Genomic DNA, 17,092 nt, shown 5'->3' with positions numbered 1-17,092 from the left:
CTCAGTCGTACACTCCCTCGACCGTCCACAGTGGATTTTCCGTGCCTGCGCAGTGCACCAGCACCGCCTCGGGCGGCTCGTCCCCCTCGCCGGCCAGCACCAGCTGCAGCCGCGCCCGCCGCGGGCCCGGCCGGCGGCGGTCGCCCGTCAGGGGCCACGGGCCCGCCCAGCCCACGACCTCCCGGCCCGCGCCGCCCGCGATGGCGAGGCGTCGCGGGGGTGCCGTGACCTGGTCGCGGGCCGTGACGCCGACGGCCCGGCCGCCGTCGTCGAAAACCTGCGCCGGGACCGGCCGGTCGAGGACCGTCGCCGGAGACGGCGACGGCAGCCGCCCCGGCCAGGTCGCGTCCGGCGGTGCCGTCCGCTCGCGCGGGTCGCCCCAGGGCACCAGCCGGACGCGGCCGGCGGGGTCGCGGCCGCCGTCGAGCACCGGGGTGAGCACGCCTTCGGGCCCGAGCAGGCCCTGGACCCGCACGAACGCGCGGGCGGCGCGCTCGTCGTCCTCGTTGGAACCGCCGTTGCGCCACAGGTCGAGCTGCAGCGACCGCCCTTCGACGACCTCTTCGGGTTCCAGCCGCAGCCGCACGACGCCGGACGTCGGACGCTGCCCGGGCGCGGCGCGCAGCCAGCCCTCGAACTGCCAGCGCACGCGATCGGCGACCCCGGCGGGCGTCAGCGGTTCGGCGCAGCGCCAAGCCCGGCCGAGGTGTTCGCCTTCTTCGGTGACCGCGTAGATGCCGAGCCGCGTGCAGGCGAGGCCGTGCCCGGCGAGGCCCGCGCAGAAGCGCGTCGCGAGCCCCTTGGCGAGGAACGCCGCGACGTCGACCCGCTCGACAACGGGGTCGAACTCCTCGGCCAGCGCCAGTTCAGGCGGTGGTCGGCGACGCAGCGGCGGCCGTTCGGACCGGCCGCGCGCCAGCCGGTGGGCGAGCAGCCCGCCCGCGCCGAAGCGGTTGGCGACGTCACGTTCCGGCAGGGCGGCGAACGCACCGAGCGTCTTCAGCCCGAGGCGGCGCAGCAGATCGACCAGCTCCGCGCGGTCGGCACCGGGCTGGTCGAGCTCGGTGACCGGAAGCGGGGCGAGGAATTCGGCAACCCGCCCGGCCGCGACGAACTCACCGCACCGCGCGGCGAGCGTCGCGGCGAACAGCCCCTCGGCGACGCCGACCTGACATTCGACCCCGGCCGCGGCGGCGACCTCGTCGAGAAGCCGTTCGACGAGCGCGTGTTCCCCACCGAAGTAGCCGGCGGCGCCTTCGACGGGAACGGCGACCAGCCCGGGCCGCACGACCTCGACCCCGACAACGAGCCCCTCGACGGCCCGCGCGACGGCTTCGAAGAGCCGCGCGTCCCGCCCGTCGTCGGCGGCGAAGACGGCGAGTTCCGGACAGTTCGACTGGGCATCCCGCCGCCGCATCCCCCGCCGGACACCATTCCGCCGGGCAACGGCGTTGCAGGCGACAACCCGGTTGGCGCTGAAGACGGCAACGGGCAGGGCGGCATCAACCCCACCAACGGCCGCAGCGGCGACGGCGGGCCAGTCCGGACACCAGAGGACGAGCATGCGGGTGGGGGCGTCGTGGGCGCTCCGCTGGGACGGGACGGTCACGTGGCCTCCCGAACCCGCCCGCCACCCCGACGCGGGTGGAGGTGATGGAGTGGTCGGCTCGCGTGCCTGGAGGGTCGGCCCGCGTACCCGGGAGGTCGGCTCGCGTGCCCAAGCGGTCGGCCGACGTGCCCAGGCGGTCCGCTCGCGTGCCCAAGCGGTCGGCCCACGTACCCAGACGGTCGGCTCGCGTACCCGGACCGTCGGCCCACGCACCGAGAGGGACGGCTCGCGTGCCTGGAGGGTCGACTCGCGTGATTAGAGGCGCAACTCGCGTGACTGGAGGGTCGACTCGCGTGACTGGAGAGTCGACACGCGTGACTGGAAGGTCGACACGTGTGGGTGGGGACGGGGTGCGAGGTGGGGGTCATGCGGTGGCCTCGCGGAGCGAGGGCGCGGGGAGCGCCCGGGTGACCTCGCCGCCGGCGGCCGGGAGGTGGAGGTCCGCCGTGAGCGGGCGGGCCGCCGGGCCGCGGCCGTGGGCTCGGACCCGCACGCGGCGGGACTCGAGGTGGCCGTACCCACCAGACGGGCCCGACCAGGGCTCACGACGGCACGACAGCACCACGTCCGCTCCGGGCCAAGCCCCGGCCGACAACAGCACCGCGCCGCGATGGCGAGCCCGGGCCGACAGCCGCCGGGCCAGCGCCGGCTGGAGCGTCTCCGACTGGACCGCCACCAGGTCGACGCCGTCCAGCAACGCCGCGATCACCGCCGGGAGCTCCGGCCCCGGACGCGGGACCAGGGCCAGGCGGCTGACGTCGACCCCGTACTCGGCCGCCGCCGCGATCCCCAAGGACGGCATGCCGGCCACCGCCGCCCAGGAGCCCGCGGTCGTGGCCGCGGCGAGGAGGGCGAGCAGCAGCGAGGTACCCCCGTGGACCGCCACCGTGCTCCCGCGCCGGAGCCCGGTGTCGGGCAGCAGCCCGGCCAGCGCCGGGACGACCGGGAGCACCCTTCCCGCCGCCCTGGCCCGCTCGGCCTGGGCCGCCACCCGGCTCGCCGTGCTGACCCCGGGCAGGGCCGCCAGCCGGGCCACCGGCGGCTCCACCACAGCTGTCACCGCACGCACCTCCCCACCACGGACTAGGGCCGGCGGTCGGGCCTCTCCCAAAACGCGACCGACGGCACTGGTTCGCCGCGGGGAAGGCGGCGGTTCCACGTCGAACGTCTGTTCGACTAGAACCAGTCAACCGCGAACCACCCGAGGTGTCAAGTCACCCACTGGTGGGGTACGCGGCCTGGAAAGCCAAGCGCGCGTCGGCACCGGAAGCGATCCGCTCGAGCTCGTCGTCGAGGGCCAGGAACGTCTCCCACGGCGGCCCGCCGAGCCGCTCGGCGACCCGCTTCTCCAGCTCCGGCAGCCGCTTTCCCTTCCACACCTTGTCCGCCAGCGTGACGAGCAGATCTTCGAAGGTGCTGTCCGCGGCGTCCCAAGAGCCGTGCGTCCGCGCGAAGCGCGCCAACGGCTCCTCGACCCCCTGCGAGAGCAGCAACGAGTACCCGGCGAGTTCGTGCGCCGATCCCGGCCCGGACAGCTCCGCGGGGTGCACGATCTTCCCGATGTCGTGCGTGGCCGCACCGAACAGCACCGCCGGGACGTCCACGCGCGGCCCCACCCACCCGGTCAGGGTGACCGCGACGTCGTGCACCAGCCGCAGGTGCGCGCCGAGCCGCGGCGGCGCAGCGAGTGTTTCCAGCAAGGTCCGCGCCCGGGGCGGCAGCGGGGCGAATCCCGGGGCGTCGAGAGCGTGGCGCAGGTTCACCCCGCCAAGGTAATGAAGTTGCCCGCCCCGGCACCGGTCACTAGACAGGCGGCGTGGAGCTCACCGACGCCCGCCCCGAAGACTGCCCCGAGCTGCTGGTCCTCCAGCGCTGCTGCTGGGTGCAGGAGGCCGTCCTCAACGACACCCTCGACATCCCCGCCCTGCACGAGACCCTCGAAGACGTCCGCGACTGGACGAAAACGTGGTCGGTGTGGGTGCTGCGGCAGGACCACCGGCTGATCGGCGCCGTGCGCGCCCGGCTGGACGGGGACTGCTGGGAACTCGGCCGGCTGATGGTCGCGCCGGACCTCGCCGGGCGCGGGCTGGGTCGCCGGCTGCTCGCCCACGCCGAAGCGCAGGCGCCCGCGGAAGCCCGCCGGTTCGCCCTCTTCACCGGCGCCCGCAGCACCCGCAACATCGCGCTGTACCAGCGGGCCGGCTACCGGCTCACCGACGCGCCGGCGCCCGGCGGCCACATCGCCGGGGCGGTCTACCTGGAGAAGGACGTCACGCTGCGCGAAAAACCCGGGCCGGCCGCCTGACGCTGCGGCGTCGGCTAGATTCGCCGGTGGACTTGGGGGTGGCGATGACCGAACGGCGGAGACGGCCGATCGTGGCAGTCGCTTGCGCCGTCATCGCGGCGGCAGGAGCCCTCGCCGCCGGCTGCGGGGTTCCGGGCGCCACGGCCGCGGCCACGGCGCCGACGACCATCGGCGCCCAGTGGCGCTCGTTCCGCGCCGACGTCACCGGGATCCGCCCCGGTTCGGACGACCGCAGCCTCTTCGTGCAGGTCGTCCTGCCCGGCAACGACCCCGGCTGCGTCCAGGAGCCGCGGATCGAACAGGTCGTGGAAGCGAAGACCGACATCCGCGCGGACGTCGTCTACTCGACCCGCCCCGCGGCGGGCGGCTGCCAGGACAAGGTGCCCGCGGAACTGCGGCTGACGACGACGGGCCCGATCGCGGACCGGACGGTCATCCTCAACGCCGACACCGGCAACGCCTGGCACAAGCTGGGTGCGGGCTGGGGCCACTGCGACCGCCAGGGCACCTGTGCCCCGCCCGCCGACCACTGCGATCCGGCGTGGATCGGTGCCGCGGTGTCCGCCACCGGTGCCGTCAGCCCGGGCGCGACCCGCGCGTGCGTGCCGGACTGGCTGCTCCTCGACCTCCCGCAGCAGCGGTCCGAGCCGCCGTCCCGCACCGCCTTCCGCTGGAGCGACGCGGGGTGGACGTCGTTCGCGACGGCCCGGTCCGCCGGCTGCGCGGAGATCCAGGCGGCCGAGCCGAAGTTCCCGGCCGCGCTCTGCCGGACGCTGCCCGCGCCCGCCTAGCGCGGCAGCTTTTTGACGATCTCCGCGCCGACCGCCTGCACGGCGGCGTCGGTTTCGTCCTGCGGCATCGGCGAGTTCGAGAAGAATCCCTTGTCCCAGCCGGACACCTCGAGGATGACGACGGTCGTGCCCTTCAGGACGTGCAGTTCGGACCCGCTGAACGCGCTGTCGGTGGCGAGCCGGACCAGGACCGCCTTGTCGCCGATGCCGCGCACGTCCGTCGGCGGGAGCGCCGGTGCCTTCGGCTTGAACATGTCGTTCGCCTGCTCGCGCGCGCTCTCCCCGGAGTACCGGGTGATCTGGACGTGCATGGTGGCGTCGCGGACGTTCTCGTCCGGCCCCGGCTTCCAGCTGCAGCCCTGCTGCTTGATGCCCGGGAGGTCCTGGGTGCCCTGGCCGCCCAGGACGAAGCTCGGGAAACCCGCCTTCTCCAGCACCGGCGCCGGAACCTGGCACTCGGCGGGCACCGGCGACGACGACGGTGCCGCGCCGGTGCTCGCGAAGTAGTCGCCCGCGAAGATGCCCAGCGGAATGCCCGCGCCGAGCAGCACGACGACGCCGCCGATGATGCCGAGGATCAGCCCGGTCCGCTTCTTCTTCGGTGGCGGCGCCGGTGCGCCGTACCCGGCGGGCGGGTAGCCGGGCGGCGGGTAGCCCGGCTGCTGGGGATAGCCCTGCTGCGGATAACCCTGCGGTGGCGGATATCCGGGCTGCTGCGGCTGCCCCTGCGGCGGGTACCCGGGCTGCTGCGGATAGCCCGGGTACCCCTGCTGACCTTGGCCGTGGCCGTACGGCGGCGGTTGCTGCATCGAGCCCTCCCTCTCGAAGCCCCCGAAAGCGATCAGTGCGCGAAGTGGCGCGTTCCCGTCAGGTACATGGTGACGCCCGCCTTTTCCGCGGCCGCGATGACCTCGGGGTCGTGGACCGAGCCGCCGGGCTGCACGATCGCGCGCACGCCCGCCTCGGTCAGCACCTCCAGGCCGTCCGGGAACGGGAAGAACGCGTCCGACGCACCGACCGAGCCCTTGGCCCGGTCGCCCGCCCGGGCCACCGCGAGCCGCGACGAGTCGACCCGGTTGACCTGGCCCATGCCGACGCCGACGGTCGCGCCGCCGGTGGCCAGCAGGATCGCGTTCGACTTGACCGCGCGCAGCGAGCGCCACGCGAACTCGAGGTCGCGCAAGGTCTGCTCGTCGGCCGCGGCGCCGGTGGCGAGCGTCCAGTTCGCCGGGTCGTCACCAGCGGCGTCGATGGCGTCGGCGGTCTGCAGCAGGACGCCACCGGAGATCGGGCGGAATTCGATCGGCGACGCCGGGGCGGCCGGCAGCTTCAGCAGCCGGATGTTCTTCTTGCGCTGCAGGATTTCCAGCGCCTCGGCGTCGAAGTCCGGGGCCAGCACGACCTCGGTGAAGACCTCGGCGATCTGCTCGGCGGCCTCGCGGCTGACCGGCCGGTTCGTCGCGATGACGCCGCCGTAGGCCGAAACCGGGTCGCACGCGTGCGCCTTGCGGTGCGCTTCGGCGACGTCGACGCCGATCGCGAGACCGCACGGGTTGGCGTGCTTGATGATCGCGACGGCGGGCTCGGCGAAGTCGTACGCGGCGCGGCGCGCGGCGTCGGTGTCGACGTAGTTGTTGTACGACATGGCCTTGCCGTGCAGCTGCTCGGCGTGCGCCAGGCCGGGCCGCTCGCTCTTGTACAGCGCGGCCTTCTGGTGCGGGTTCTCGCCGTAGCGCAGGATGTCGGCGCGTTCCCAGGTGGCGCCGAGGAAGTCCGGGAAGCCGGCGTCGGCAGCGTCTTCGTCGGGGGCGTACGCGCTGGCGAACCACGACGCGACGGCCGTGTCGTACGCCGCCGTGTGCGCGTACGCCTGGGCGGCGAGGCGCTTGCGGTCCGCGAACTCGAAGCCGCCGCCCGCGACGCGCTCGAGCACCCAGCCGTAGCGGGCCGGGTCGACGACGACCGCGACGCTGCCGTGGTTCTTCGCCGCCGCGCGGACCATGGCCGGACCGCCGATGTCGATGTTCTCGACGCAGTCCTCGGCGCTCGCGCCGGACGCGACGGTCTGCGCGAACGGGTACAGGTTCACGACGAGCAGGTCGAACGCCGCGATGTCCAGCTTGCGCAGCTGCTCGACGTGGTCGGAGTTGCCCTGGTCGGCCAGCAGCCCGGCGTGCACGTGCGGGTGCAGCGTCTTGACGCGGCCGTCCAGCGACTCCGGGAAACCGGTGACCTGCTCGACCGGCGTGACCGGGACCCCGGCGTCGGCGATGGCCTTCGCCGTGCCACCGGTGGAGACGATCTCGACGCCGGCCGCGTGCAGGCCGGTCGCGAGGTCCAGGAGGCCCGCCTTGTCCGAGACGCCGATCAGCGCCCGGCGGACCGGGCGCCGTCCCAGGTCAGTGCTCACGAAATGTCACCTTTCGTCCGTCCACGGTGCAGCCACCGCGGCCGAGTCGCTCGATCGTTTCCACCAGCAGCCTGCGTTCGACGGCCTTGATCCGTTCGTGCAGGACGTTTTCGTCGTCGTCGCTCTCCACGACGACCGCCTCCTGGGCGATGATCGGCCCGGTGTCGACCCCGGCGTCCGCGAAGTGCACGGTCGAGCCGGTGACCTTGACCCCGGCGTCGAGGGCGTCGCGGACCGCGTGCATCCCGGGGAAGGACGGGAGCAGCGCCGGGTGTGTGTTGATCACCGTGAAGCGGCCGAGGAACTGCTCGCCGAGGATCTTCATGAACCCGGCGGAGACGACCAGGTCGGGCCGGTACGCCGCGACGGCCTCGGTCAGCGCCTTGTCCCAGGCGGCGCGGTCCGGGTGGTCGGCGACGCGGACGGTGAACGACGGGATGCTCAGGCGCTCGGCGCGGGTGAGGGCCTCGATGCCGGTGCGGTCGGCGCCGACGGCGACGACCTTGGCCGGGAAGCCGGACCGCCCGGTGGCGTCCAGCACCGCCTGCAGGAGGGTGCCGGAGCCCGACGCGAGCACGACGAGCTTCACCGGAGTGGGCAGGTCCAACCGTTGAGACAGAGCGAGCTCCTTGCCGCGGGCGGTGCGCAGCCGGGCGCACGGCGCTTCACCAGGTCACGTAAACCCTAACGGTCGCCCTCGTCCGGCTCGACGTCGCCGCAGGTCTCGGTGCCTCCGGTCACAGCGCCGCCCGGTTCGGGAGCGATGTCGGGGAGGTCTTCGGCCGGTTCTTCGAGCCCGAGCTCGGCGTCGGCCTCGGCTTCGAACTCCGCGTCCTCGGCGGAAAACTCCTCGTCCTCTTCGGACTCTCCGGAGTTCTCGGAGGCTTCAGCCGCTTCGAGTTCCTCGACGGCTTCGGCCGCTTCTTCGGCGTCGACGTCGTCAGCGTCCTGGAAGGCTTCGTTGTCTTCGAGCGCTTCGGGCGGCGGAGCGGGCGGCTCGTGCTCGCCCGCGAAGAACGCGACGAACGACCCCGGGATGACGATCCAGCAGAACGCGACGATCGAAGCGACGCCGACCGGGACGCTCACCGGGTCGAACGGGCCGTCACCGAGCCGCCCTCCGGCCAGCGTGCCCAGCACGACGCAGCCGAGCGCGACGACGGCACCGGCGACCGCGACCGCGCGGATGCGCTGCGCCGGATCGGCGTCGGCCTTGCGCAGCGACCAGCCGGCCAGCGCGCCGGTCGCCGCGGGCAGCACCAGCAGCGCCGGCCACCAGGCCGCGTGGTGCTCGGGCAGGCCGCCGAGCAGCGGGACGGCGGGCACGGCGCTGCCGCGGTAGCCGAACACGCCGACGGTGAGCGGCCCGATCGAGAACCCCGGCCCGGTGACGAAGGACATCGCGGCCGTCACGGCGTTCGGCAGGTACAGCAGCGAGAGCAGGAAGAGCCCGGAACTGGTGCCGAAGCCGGGTTCGTAGGTGCCGGACACCGTCGCCCACGACAGCCCGGTCGCGACGGTGAACACGGCGGCGCCGCAGGCCACCAGGATCGCCAGGCTCATCGCGCCGACGCGCAGCCCGCGCAGCGCGAGCGCGTCGATGCGGTCGGAGACGGCGTCCGGCAGCCCGCACGAGCGGGTGATGCCCGCGCACGAGGCCGCGGCGGCGAGGAGCCCGGGCACGACGAAGGCGAGCGCCGGGTTCGCCGTCACCGGCGAGCCCTGGGCGCAGAGCGCGACGACGAGCCCGAACACCGCGTGCGCACCGGTGATCGTGAGCAGCACCGGCCGGGCTTCGCGGAACGACCGGCAGCCGAGGCGGCGGGCGGCGCCGGACGCCGTCCGCGCGGCGAGCGCGACGACACCCAGCGTCGGCAGCAGCGGCAGGAACCCGAGAGGGTGACCGCCGATGCCGAGGCGCACTTGGTGCGCGGCGAGCCAGCCGGGCCTGGCGGCCAGCAGCACGCCGGTGTCGGAGAAGGCGGTGCGACCGGCGGTGAGGGCGACCAGGGCCAGCACGGTCGCGACGGCGGCGTAGCCGGTGACCAGCGGGCCGAGGGCGGCGGCGAGCAGCACGCGCAGCCAGGACACCGGGGCGGGTTCGACGCCGGAGCCGGGCTCGCCCACCGCTTCACCCGGCGGGTGGGGGTCGTCGGTGAGCAGGTCCATGATCCGCACCCTGACATCCGGGCTGCTCCGTCCGGGTGAGCCACGCCGCCGCCGGGCGCGGGAGCTCACCCGGTCGGGTCTTCCCCGAAACAAAACACCCGCTGTGACACCGAGTGTCACAGCGGGTGTTCGAAGTGGGCTGCGTCAGTTCGACTTGCCGAACCCACCGGGCGGCGTGCCCGGGTTCTCCGGTGGCGGCTGCTGGAAGAACTGGCCCTGCTGCGGGGCGTACGTCGTGGCCTGCTGCCCCGGCGGCGGGGTGGTCGACGGCGGGTTCGGCGAGCCGTACTGGCCCGGCTGCGAGAACGGCGCCGACGGCTCGCCGGTGGGGGCGACCGGGCCCGACCCGTGACCCTGCTGGCCGAACTGCTGACCGGACTGGCCGTACTGCTGCTGTCCCTGCTGTCCCTGCTGGCCGTACTGGCCGCCGTAGGACGGCGCGGCGGGCTTCGGCGACGGCGGCTTGATGACGTCGTGCGCGATCAGCAGCGCGCCGACCGCGACCAGCATCTGCAGGATCGCCAGGATCAGGATGACGGTGACGATGCCGGGCGAAGTCTGGAGCCCGACGAGGGTGTCCAGGACCTCGAGCGCGCCGAGAACGCTGAACAGCGCCGCGAACGGCAGCGTCTTCGGGCCCTTGGGCAGCGCGTGCATCGCGGCGAGCAGGCCGCCGCCGAGCAGGAACGTCCCGCCGAGGCCGACTTCACCGTTGTCGGAGAAGCCGAGGAAGTACTGCACGAGGCCGAGGCCGGCGACGACCAGGGCGAGCAGCAGCGGCAGGTTCTGCGGCAGGCCCGCCCCACCGGAGGGTGCCTGGTGCGAATGCGGCTGCTGCTGTTGCTGCTGTTGCGATGGGAAGCTGCTGGACGGCGGTCCGGGGGGCTGCTGGCCGCCACCCTGCTGGGGGTAGCCGGGCCCACCGCTGGGGAAGGTCATCGGATGCACTCCTGTCGGTTCGACCGGCACTCCGGGCGCGCGGGCGCCCGGAAGAAGACGAGGCGGCTTGTGTGCGCAGAACGCTAGCGCACTCCACGGCCGTCAGCCCACCAGACGTGTGAATCTCCCGCGCGGTTCCGGCCGGAACGAGGAAAGGCCGGGCACCTCGTGGGTGCCCGGCCTCACCAGGAGTTACGTCCCGGGATCAGCCCAGGTTGTTGTACAGCTCACGCGCGAGGACGGCGGTCTCGCTCGGGGTCTTGCCGACCTTGACGCCGGCGGCCTCGAGGGCCTCCTTCTTCGCGGCCGCCGTGCCGGAGGAGCCGGAGACGATGGCGCCGGCGTGGCCCATGGTCTTGCCCTCGGGCGCGGTGAAGCCCGCGACGTAACCGACGACCGGCTTCGTCACGTTCTCCTTGATGTAGGCCGCGGCGCGCTCTTCGGCGTCGCCACCGATCTCGCCGATCATCACGATGACCTTGGTCTCGGGGTCCGCCTCGAACGCCTCGAGGGCGTCGATGTGCGTGGTGCCGATGATGGGGTCACCGCCGATGCCGACCGCGGTGGAGAAACCGATGTCCCGCAGCTCGTACATCATCTGGTAGGTCAGCGTGCCGGACTTCGACACGAGGCCGATCTGGCCCGGGCCGGAGATGTCGGCCGGGATGATGCCGGCGTTCGACTTGCCCGGGCTGATCACGCCGGGGCAGTTCGGCCCGATGATGCGGGTCGTGCCGCCCTTCGCGACCGCGTGCGCCCAGAAGTAGGCCGAGTCGTGCACCGGGATGCCCTCGGTGATGACGACAGCCAGCGGGATCTCGGCGTCGATCGCCTCGACGACCGCGTCCTTGGCGAACTTCGGCGGCACGAAGATGACCGACACGTCGGCGCCGGTCTCCTTGATGGCCTCTTCGACCGTGCCGAAGACCTTGAGGTCCTTGCCCTCGATGGTGACGGTCTGGCCGGCCTTGCGGGCGTTGACGCCGCCCACGATGTTCGTGCCGGACTTCAGCATCTTGGTCGCGTGCTTCATGCCCTCGGAGCCGGTGAGCCCCTGCACGATGACCTTGCTGTTCTCGTTCAGGAAGATCGACATCTTCACGCACCTGCCGCGGCGAGCTCGGCAGCCTTGTCGGCCGCGTTGTCCATTGTGTCCACCACGGTGACCAGCGGGTGGTTCGCGTCGGCCAGGATCTGGCGACCCTCGACGACGTTGTTGCCGTCCAGGCGGACGACCAGCGGCTTGCTGGCCTCGTCGCCCAGCATCTTCAGGGCCTCGACGATGCCGTTCGCCACCGCGTCGCAGGCGGTGATGCCGCCGAAGACGTTGACGAAGACGCTCTTCACGTCGGAGTCGTTGAGGATGACGTCCAGCCCGGCCGCCATGACCTCGGCCGACGCGCCGCCGCCGATGTCGAGGAAGTTCGCCGGCTTCACGCCGCCGTGCTTCTCGCCCGCGTACGCCACGACGTCCAAAGTGGACATGACCAGGCCCGCGCCGTTGCCGATGATGCCGACCTGGCCGTCGAGCTTGACGTAGTTGAGGTTCTTGGCCTTGGCCTTCGCCTCGAGCGGGTTCTCCGCGTCCTTGTCCACCAGGGCCTCGTGGCCCGGCTGGCGGAAGTCCGCGTTCTCGTCGAGGGTGACCTTGCCGTCGAGGGCGATGATCTTGTCCTGCGGGTCGCGGACCAGCGGGTTGACCTCGACCAGGGTGGCGTCCTCGGAGACGAAGGTCTCCCAGAGCTTCACCACGACGTCGGCGGCTTCGTCGATGATGTCGGCCGGGAAGTTGCCGGCCTTCAGGATCTCGAGCGCCTTCGCCTTGTCGACACCGGTGATCGAGTCGACCGGGATCTTGGCGAGCGCCTCGGGGCGCTCGACGGCGAGCTGCTCGATCTCCATGCCGCCCTCGGAGGACGCCATCGCCAGGAAGGTCCGGTTGGACCGGTCCAGCAGGAAGGAGAAGTAGTACTCGGACGCGATGTCCGAGGCTTCGGCCACGAGCACGCGACGCGTGATGTGGCCCTTGATGTCGAGGCCGAGGATGGCTTCCGCCTTCTCCTTCGCCTCGTCCGGGGTCTGGGCCAGCTTGACGCCGCCCGCCTTGCCGCGGCCGCCGACCTTCACCTGCGCCTTGACGACGACCTGGTTACCGATCTGCTCCGCGGCGGCCTTGGCTTCTTCGGGGGTGCTAGCCACCGAGCCCGGCAGAACCGGTACTCCGTGGGCGGCGAAGAGATCCCTCGCCTGGTACTCGTAGAGGTCCACTACTCCAGTCTCCTGACGACACGCCACTGCAGGTGGTCCGCGACCGGACCGCGCTGTCGGACCAGTCGAGGTTAGCGACCTGCGCAGACGCAGGGGACTCCGCACCTGGTGAAGTCGGTCACCGTACGCGGTCAGACGGTGCTTCACCGGTGTGAGACCGCCCACCGGCGAGCCGTTTCACCACCTCCGAGGCGGTCTCGGCGGTGAAGACGGGGACACCCCCGAGCGCGTCCCCGAGGTCTTCGGGCGGGGCGGCGCCGAGCACACCGACCGCGTCGGGGTCCTCTTGTTCGGCGGTGCGGAGGATCTGTTCGACGGTGACCACGGGCCCGGCGTGGACGACCTCCACGCCGTCGTCGCGCAGGCCGCGGCCCAGCGCGACGGCGGCCGGATCGGGGCGGGTGAACTCGACGAGCAGCACCCGCAGCCGATCACGGCGCACGGCGGTCACGGCCTTCCCCGGGCGCACGGCCTTCCCCGGGCGCGCGGCGTTCCCGGCCTTCCCCGGCCTTCCCGGGCGCACGGCGTTCCCCGGGGGCTCGGCGTTCACGGCGCATCGCGTTCTCCGAGCGCACGGCGTTCACGGGGTACGGCCTTCTCCGTGCGTACGGGCTTCCGCGGGCGCGTGGCGTTCCCCGGCCGCGGACCTGCCTGCGGCCGACATGCCGGCGGCGGCAAGCAACGCGGCCGTGGCGGCGAGCGCGACCCAGAACCCGGCGGCCGGGCTCGCCCCGCCGAGCGAGCCGCCGACGAGCGGCAGCTCCGCGGCGTGCAGCGCGGTCAGCAGGGCGGCGCCGGCGAGCAGGGCGGCCGCCGGCTTCGGCCGGGACCGCGTCGCGAGCGCGGCCGCGCCGACGACGACCGCGGCGGCGGTCAGCAGGCCCCACGACGGCGTGTCGAGGTGGGACCAGAGGCCGGCGGCGACGTAGCCGGGAACGGCGAAGACGGGCAGCCCGAACGCGGCGACGGCCAGGATCGCCCCGGCCGCGGCGGGCGTGAGTGTCCGGTGGTCCGGCTCAGTGCCGTCCCCGGTGTCTTCGCGTTCGACGACACCGGTGCCGGCGGCGGCGAGCGCGGCCAGGGCGGCGAGCACGAGCGCGGCGAACGTCCAGGCGGAGCCGGCTCCGAGGTCGTAGCTGAAGACCGGGGCGGCCGCGCCCCCGAAGCCGGCGAGGTTGCCGGCCTGGGTGGCGGTGAGTGCGGTGTTGAGGACAGCCGTGCCGGCCAGGACGATCCCCGCCCAGGCAACCCCGAGCACGGGCCGCGCGACGGCGGCCGTCTTCGGGACGAGCACGCCAGCAGCGGGGACGGCGAGCACCAGCGCGGCGACGAGGAGGAACCAGCGCGCGGGACTGTCGGCGGCGGCGCTGACCGGCGTGGTGGCGCCCGGGTTCAGCGCGGTGACGGCGACCTGCGGCGCGAAGGCTCCGATGAGCGCGGCGATGACGGTGGCGAGACCGAGCAGGCCGGTGGTGAGCCGCCACCAGAAGAGGCCGGGCAGCTTCGCGCTGCCGGCGAGGTCGGTTTCGGCCTTTTCGGTGCGTTCGGTCAACCGCGTGGCCGCGAGGCCGGCGACGATGGCCGTCGCGACGAGCGCGAGCGCGGGTCCCCAGGTGACGTGCAGATCATCCCGGAAGAGCCCGGCGAGGACGGGCGGCGCGGCCACCCCGAACGCGCCGGCGGCCAGCCCGGCGAGAGCACCCCGCGCGACCTGCTCGGCCGGAGCGGCGAGCGCGAGCACGGCGGCCAGCGGCAGGGCGGCGGCGACCAGGAGGTAGCCGCCGAGCGCGGGCCAGGGGCCTTCGAAGGCGGCGCGGGCGAGCAGGAAGCCGTTGTCGGAGTGGACGGGCGCGGTGAGCAGCCCCGCCCCGGCGACGACGGCGAGCAGCGGGACGAGCAGCCGCCACCGCCGTCGTTCGGGTTCGTCGTGGTTCCGGAGGGCCCGCCAGGCGACGACCCCGGCGGCCGCGGTCAAGACGTGCCCGGCGACGAGCAGCCAGAACCCGCCGCCGACGGCGGAGCTGCCGAGGAACCGGTCGGGCAGGTAGAGCTCGGGCCGGATGGTGAGCGGGCCGTTGGCGGCGAACTGCAGGTCGAGGACCAGCCGCCCGGGAGCGAGGACGGCCAGGCCGAGGACGAGGCCACCGCCGAGGCCGGGTTTCCCGGCGCCGGCGAACCAGATCGCGGCGACGGCGGGTGCGAGGGCGAGGAGGGCGAGCCAAGGCCAGCTGGTGAACCCGGGCCCGGCGGCGGGCGAGACGGGGACGACGGCGGCTGCGGCGAGCGAGACGGCGCCGAGAGCAGCCAGGGTCAGGGCGGTTTTCAGGGCGCTGGACGGGCGGGTTTCGGTGTCGTCGGCCCAGAGGTCGCTCTCATTGCCGGTTGAGGCTTGTGGCTCGGCGCGCCGGGCTGCCGGCTTCGGCTGGGATGGGTTGCCGGAAGGCCGGGCAGTTCGGCCGGGCGACGCGGGCTGGGCGGAATCGCCTGCGGGGGCGGCGGAAACTCCAGGTGTGCCCCCCGCGGCGGGTACCGGCCGTGTCGGCTCGCCGGGCTGGTCGGGGCGCGGCACGCCTCCCGCGGCGGGCACGGGGCGCGTCGGCTCACCGGACTGGCCGGGTCGGTCGGCGCCAGCGGAACCACCCGCAGACGCAGCGGAAACTCCACGCGCACTCCCCGCGCCTCCGGCGGCGGGCACCGGGCGCGTCGGCTCACCGGGCTGGCCGGGGTCGGCGGAACCGCTTGCAGGCGCAGCGGAGACACCGGGCGCACCCGCCACGCCTCCATCGGCAGGCACCGGACGCCTCGACTCACCGGACGGGCCGGGGCCGGCGGAATCACCCGCCGAGGCAGCCGAAACTCCAGGCGCACTCCCCGCAACTCCAGGCGCACTCCCCGCGCCTCCCGCAGCGGGCACCGGACGCGTCGGCTCACCGGGGTGGCCGGGGTCGGCGGAACCGCCCACAGATGCAGCCGAAACTCCGGGCGCACCGGCCACGCCTCCCGCAGCAGGCACCGGGCGCGTCGGCTCGCCGGACTGGCCGGCGCCGGCGGAACCGCGCGCAGGCACACCAGAGACTCCGGGCGCACCCGCCGCGCTTCCGGCGGCGGGCACCGGGCGCGTCGGCGCGTCGGAACCTTGTCGACTCCGGCCCGTGCCAGTGGCGTCCGGCTTGGGGTTGCCCGGACCGGCGGCGAGTGGGCTCGGGGCCGCGTTGCCCGGGCCTTGTGCCTCGGGTTCTCGGCGGGGGCCGGGGGTGTTTCCGGTGGGGGGCTCTGCGCGTGGGGGCATATTGCCCGCGACGCTAGCAAGTTCGCGCCGCCCGGGAGCCGTGGCGGGGCGCGAGTCGTCGGATGCGCTTCAACCCTCCTCCGCAATTCGTTATTCCGGCCTTCGGAGGCTTTCGAGGCTTCCAAGGCCTCCGAAAGGCCTCGCTGGGCCGTTCGGTGGACCTTCACCACCCGTCAAGCCTGTAAGGCAAGTCACACCGAACGCCGTAAACCCCCTCTAACTTTGAGTGATTTACACAGGTGGGCGGGGTGCCGGTTCCACCCGATCGGCCGACAGCGGGGGCACGCCTTGCCGACAGCGGTACCCCTTCGTTACTGTCCCGAGGTCCCCATTACAGTCAGGTCACGAAGTAGGACGCGAGCAAACCACCCCCGAGGTTGGCTCACCGGGTTCCCCCGCCCACAGTCCTCGACCCGGCTCCCCGACGATGGAAGGCCCTGTCTTGGCTTCACACCGCTCCCCCGGCGGCCAAGCTCCTTCCCCGGCATTGAAGGACGCACTGGAAGGTGCGGTCGTTCGTGTCCGGGGTGCGCACCGCATCGCCCCGCCCTCTTCGGCCCTTCGCGGCCGTGTCGTGGTTGCCGCTGTTGCGGCTGGTGCGTTCGCCGCTGCTGCTGCGGGCTCGACCCTCAAGACAGTCACCGATTCCGACACCGCCATCACGCCGCTGGCCAACAGCCAGGACGCCAGCGCTTCGCTGACCGCGGGAGGTGCGGGCTCCGGGGGCGCTCCGGAACTCCTGCCCACCGGCCACACCGTCGACGCCTCCGCCGAAGCCGCGAAGCTTGCTGACAGCGCTTCCGTCACGCAGGCCCGTGAGCAGCGCGAAGCCGACGCCGCCAAGAAGGCCGCCGAAGAAGCCTCTCGCCCCAAGACCTGCCTGCCCGCGCACGGCACCTTCACCTCGGGCTTCGGTGCCCGATGGGGCACGAGCCACCTCGGCATCGACATCGCCAACGCCATCGGCACCCCGATCTACGCGGCCTCCGACGGCACCGTGATCGAGGCCGGCCCCGCCAGCGGCTTCGGCCTCTGGGTGCGGGTCCAGCTCGACGACGGCACGATCCAGGTCTACGGCCACATGAACAGCTTCTCCGTCAAGGAGGGCCAGAAGGTCAAGTGCGGCCAGCAGATCGCCGAGATCGGCAACCGGGGCCAGAGCACCGGCCCGCACCTGCACTTCGAGGTGTGGCAGGGCGGCACCAAGAAGATCGACCCCCGGCCCTGGCTGGCCGCGCGCGGCATCGTCCTCTGATCCGTTCGCTCCCCGCGCGGGAGCTGGCACCACCAGCGCGTACGACAGCGGAACCCC

The 17,092-nt window shown here is 73.4% G+C and carries 15 protein-coding genes; 3 read left to right on the top strand and 12 right to left on the bottom strand.

The window, feature by feature from the left end; all coding sequences use genetic code 11:
- Position 1: 1 nt before the first annotated feature.
- The 3 genes from AB0F52_RS19340 to AB0F52_RS19330 all read right to left on the bottom strand — a co-directional run bounded on the left by AB0F52_RS19340 (position 2) and on the right by AB0F52_RS19330 (position 3,372).
- Entirely contained in the window at positions 2-1,564 is a 1,563-nt protein-coding gene (locus AB0F52_RS19340; protein WP_360173198.1) for a DNA polymerase Y family protein, read from the bottom strand.
- Between the two features lie 409 nt (positions 1,565-1,973).
- Positions 1,974-2,669, bottom strand: a complete 696-nt coding sequence (locus AB0F52_RS19335) for a hypothetical protein (RefSeq protein WP_360172349.1) — start codon at positions 2,667-2,669, stop codon at positions 1,974-1,976.
- Between the two features lie 154 nt (positions 2,670-2,823).
- Entirely contained in the window at positions 2,824-3,372 is a 549-nt protein-coding gene (locus AB0F52_RS19330; protein WP_360172346.1) for an HD domain-containing protein, read from the bottom strand.
- A gap of 53 nt (positions 3,373-3,425) precedes the next feature.
- Here AB0F52_RS19330 and AB0F52_RS19325 point away from each other — a divergent pair, with 53 nt between their 5' ends.
- Positions 3,426-3,914 (top strand): GNAT family N-acetyltransferase, encoded by a 489-nt coding sequence (locus AB0F52_RS19325; protein WP_103340908.1) that lies wholly within the window; start codon positions 3,426-3,428, stop codon positions 3,912-3,914.
- A gap of 71 nt (positions 3,915-3,985) precedes the next feature.
- Positions 3,986-4,705, top strand: a complete 720-nt coding sequence (locus tag AB0F52_RS19320) for a hypothetical protein (protein WP_360172343.1) — start codon at positions 3,986-3,988, stop codon at positions 4,703-4,705.
- Here AB0F52_RS19320 and AB0F52_RS19315 read toward each other — a convergent pair.
- The 9 genes from AB0F52_RS19315 to AB0F52_RS19275 all read right to left on the bottom strand — a co-directional run bounded on the left by AB0F52_RS19315 (position 4,702) and on the right by AB0F52_RS19275 (position 15,060).
- On the bottom strand, positions 4,702-5,514 hold the full coding sequence (locus AB0F52_RS19315; RefSeq protein ID WP_360172340.1) for a hypothetical protein: 813 nt from the start codon (positions 5,512-5,514) through the stop codon (positions 4,702-4,704). The genes AB0F52_RS19320 and AB0F52_RS19315 overlap by 4 nt on opposite strands.
- A gap of 32 nt (positions 5,515-5,546) precedes the next feature.
- Positions 5,547-7,115 (bottom strand): bifunctional phosphoribosylaminoimidazolecarboxamide formyltransferase/IMP cyclohydrolase, encoded by a 1,569-nt coding sequence (gene purH, locus AB0F52_RS19310; RefSeq protein WP_360172337.1) that lies wholly within the window; start codon positions 7,113-7,115, stop codon positions 5,547-5,549.
- Entirely contained in the window at positions 7,105-7,722 is a 618-nt protein-coding gene (gene purN / locus AB0F52_RS19305) for a phosphoribosylglycinamide formyltransferase (protein WP_360172334.1), read from the bottom strand. The genes purH and purN overlap by 11 nt, the downstream gene beginning before the upstream one ends.
- A gap of 77 nt (positions 7,723-7,799) precedes the next feature.
- Positions 7,800-9,293, bottom strand: coding sequence for a DUF6350 family protein (locus tag AB0F52_RS19300; RefSeq protein WP_360172331.1), 1,494 nt, complete (start codon positions 9,291-9,293; stop codon positions 7,800-7,802).
- A gap of 135 nt (positions 9,294-9,428) precedes the next feature.
- On the bottom strand, positions 9,429-10,223 hold the full coding sequence (locus tag AB0F52_RS19295) for a DUF5336 domain-containing protein (protein ID WP_360172328.1): 795 nt from the start codon (positions 10,221-10,223) through the stop codon (positions 9,429-9,431).
- 205 nt (positions 10,224-10,428) lie between these two features.
- A complete protein-coding gene (gene sucD, locus AB0F52_RS19290) occupies positions 10,429-11,319 on the bottom strand; it encodes a succinate--CoA ligase subunit alpha (RefSeq protein WP_103353387.1) in 891 nt (296 codons plus the stop codon).
- A gap of 2 nt (positions 11,320-11,321) precedes the next feature.
- On the bottom strand, positions 11,322-12,491 hold the full coding sequence (gene sucC / locus AB0F52_RS19285; protein WP_360172324.1) for an ADP-forming succinate--CoA ligase subunit beta: 1,170 nt from the start codon (positions 12,489-12,491) through the stop codon (positions 11,322-11,324).
- A gap of 118 nt (positions 12,492-12,609) precedes the next feature.
- On the bottom strand, positions 12,610-12,942 hold the full coding sequence (locus AB0F52_RS19280; RefSeq protein ID WP_360172321.1) for a hypothetical protein: 333 nt from the start codon (positions 12,940-12,942) through the stop codon (positions 12,610-12,612).
- Positions 12,943-13,071: 129 nt separating this feature from the next.
- A complete protein-coding gene (locus AB0F52_RS19275; RefSeq protein ID WP_360172318.1) occupies positions 13,072-15,060 on the bottom strand; it encodes a hypothetical protein in 1,989 nt (662 codons plus the stop codon).
- 1,294 nt (positions 15,061-16,354) lie between these two features.
- On the opposite strand from AB0F52_RS19275, the gene AB0F52_RS19270 reads away from it, so the two are divergent.
- On the top strand, positions 16,355-17,035 hold the full coding sequence (locus AB0F52_RS19270) for a M23 family metallopeptidase (protein ID WP_360172315.1): 681 nt from the start codon (positions 16,355-16,357) through the stop codon (positions 17,033-17,035).
- The last annotated feature ends 57 nt before the right edge of the window (positions 17,036-17,092 follow it).

The organism is Amycolatopsis sp. NPDC024027 (assembly GCF_040638975.1).
Lineage (GTDB): Bacteria > Actinomycetota > Actinomycetes > Mycobacteriales > Pseudonocardiaceae > Amycolatopsis.
The sequence above is the reverse complement of the archived record's forward strand: the minus strand, read 5'-3'. Positions and strand labels throughout refer to the sequence as shown.

Excerpts from the sequence above, each read along its gene's own strand:
- AB0F52_RS19340 (WP_360173198.1), bottom strand. The coding sequence starts at position 1,564 with ATGCTCGTCCTCTGGTGTCCGGACTGGCCCGCCGTCGCCGCTGCGGCC.
- AB0F52_RS19315 (WP_360172340.1), bottom strand. The coding sequence starts at position 5,514 with ATGCAGCAACCGCCGCCGTACGGCCACGGCCAAGGTCAGCAGGGGTAC.
- AB0F52_RS19295 (WP_360172328.1), bottom strand. The coding sequence starts at position 10,223 with ATGACCTTCCCCAGCGGTGGGCCCGGCTACCCCCAGCAGGGTGGCGGC.
- sucD (WP_103353387.1), bottom strand. The coding sequence starts at position 11,319 with ATGTCGATCTTCCTGAACGAGAACAGCAAGGTCATCGTGCAGGGGCTC.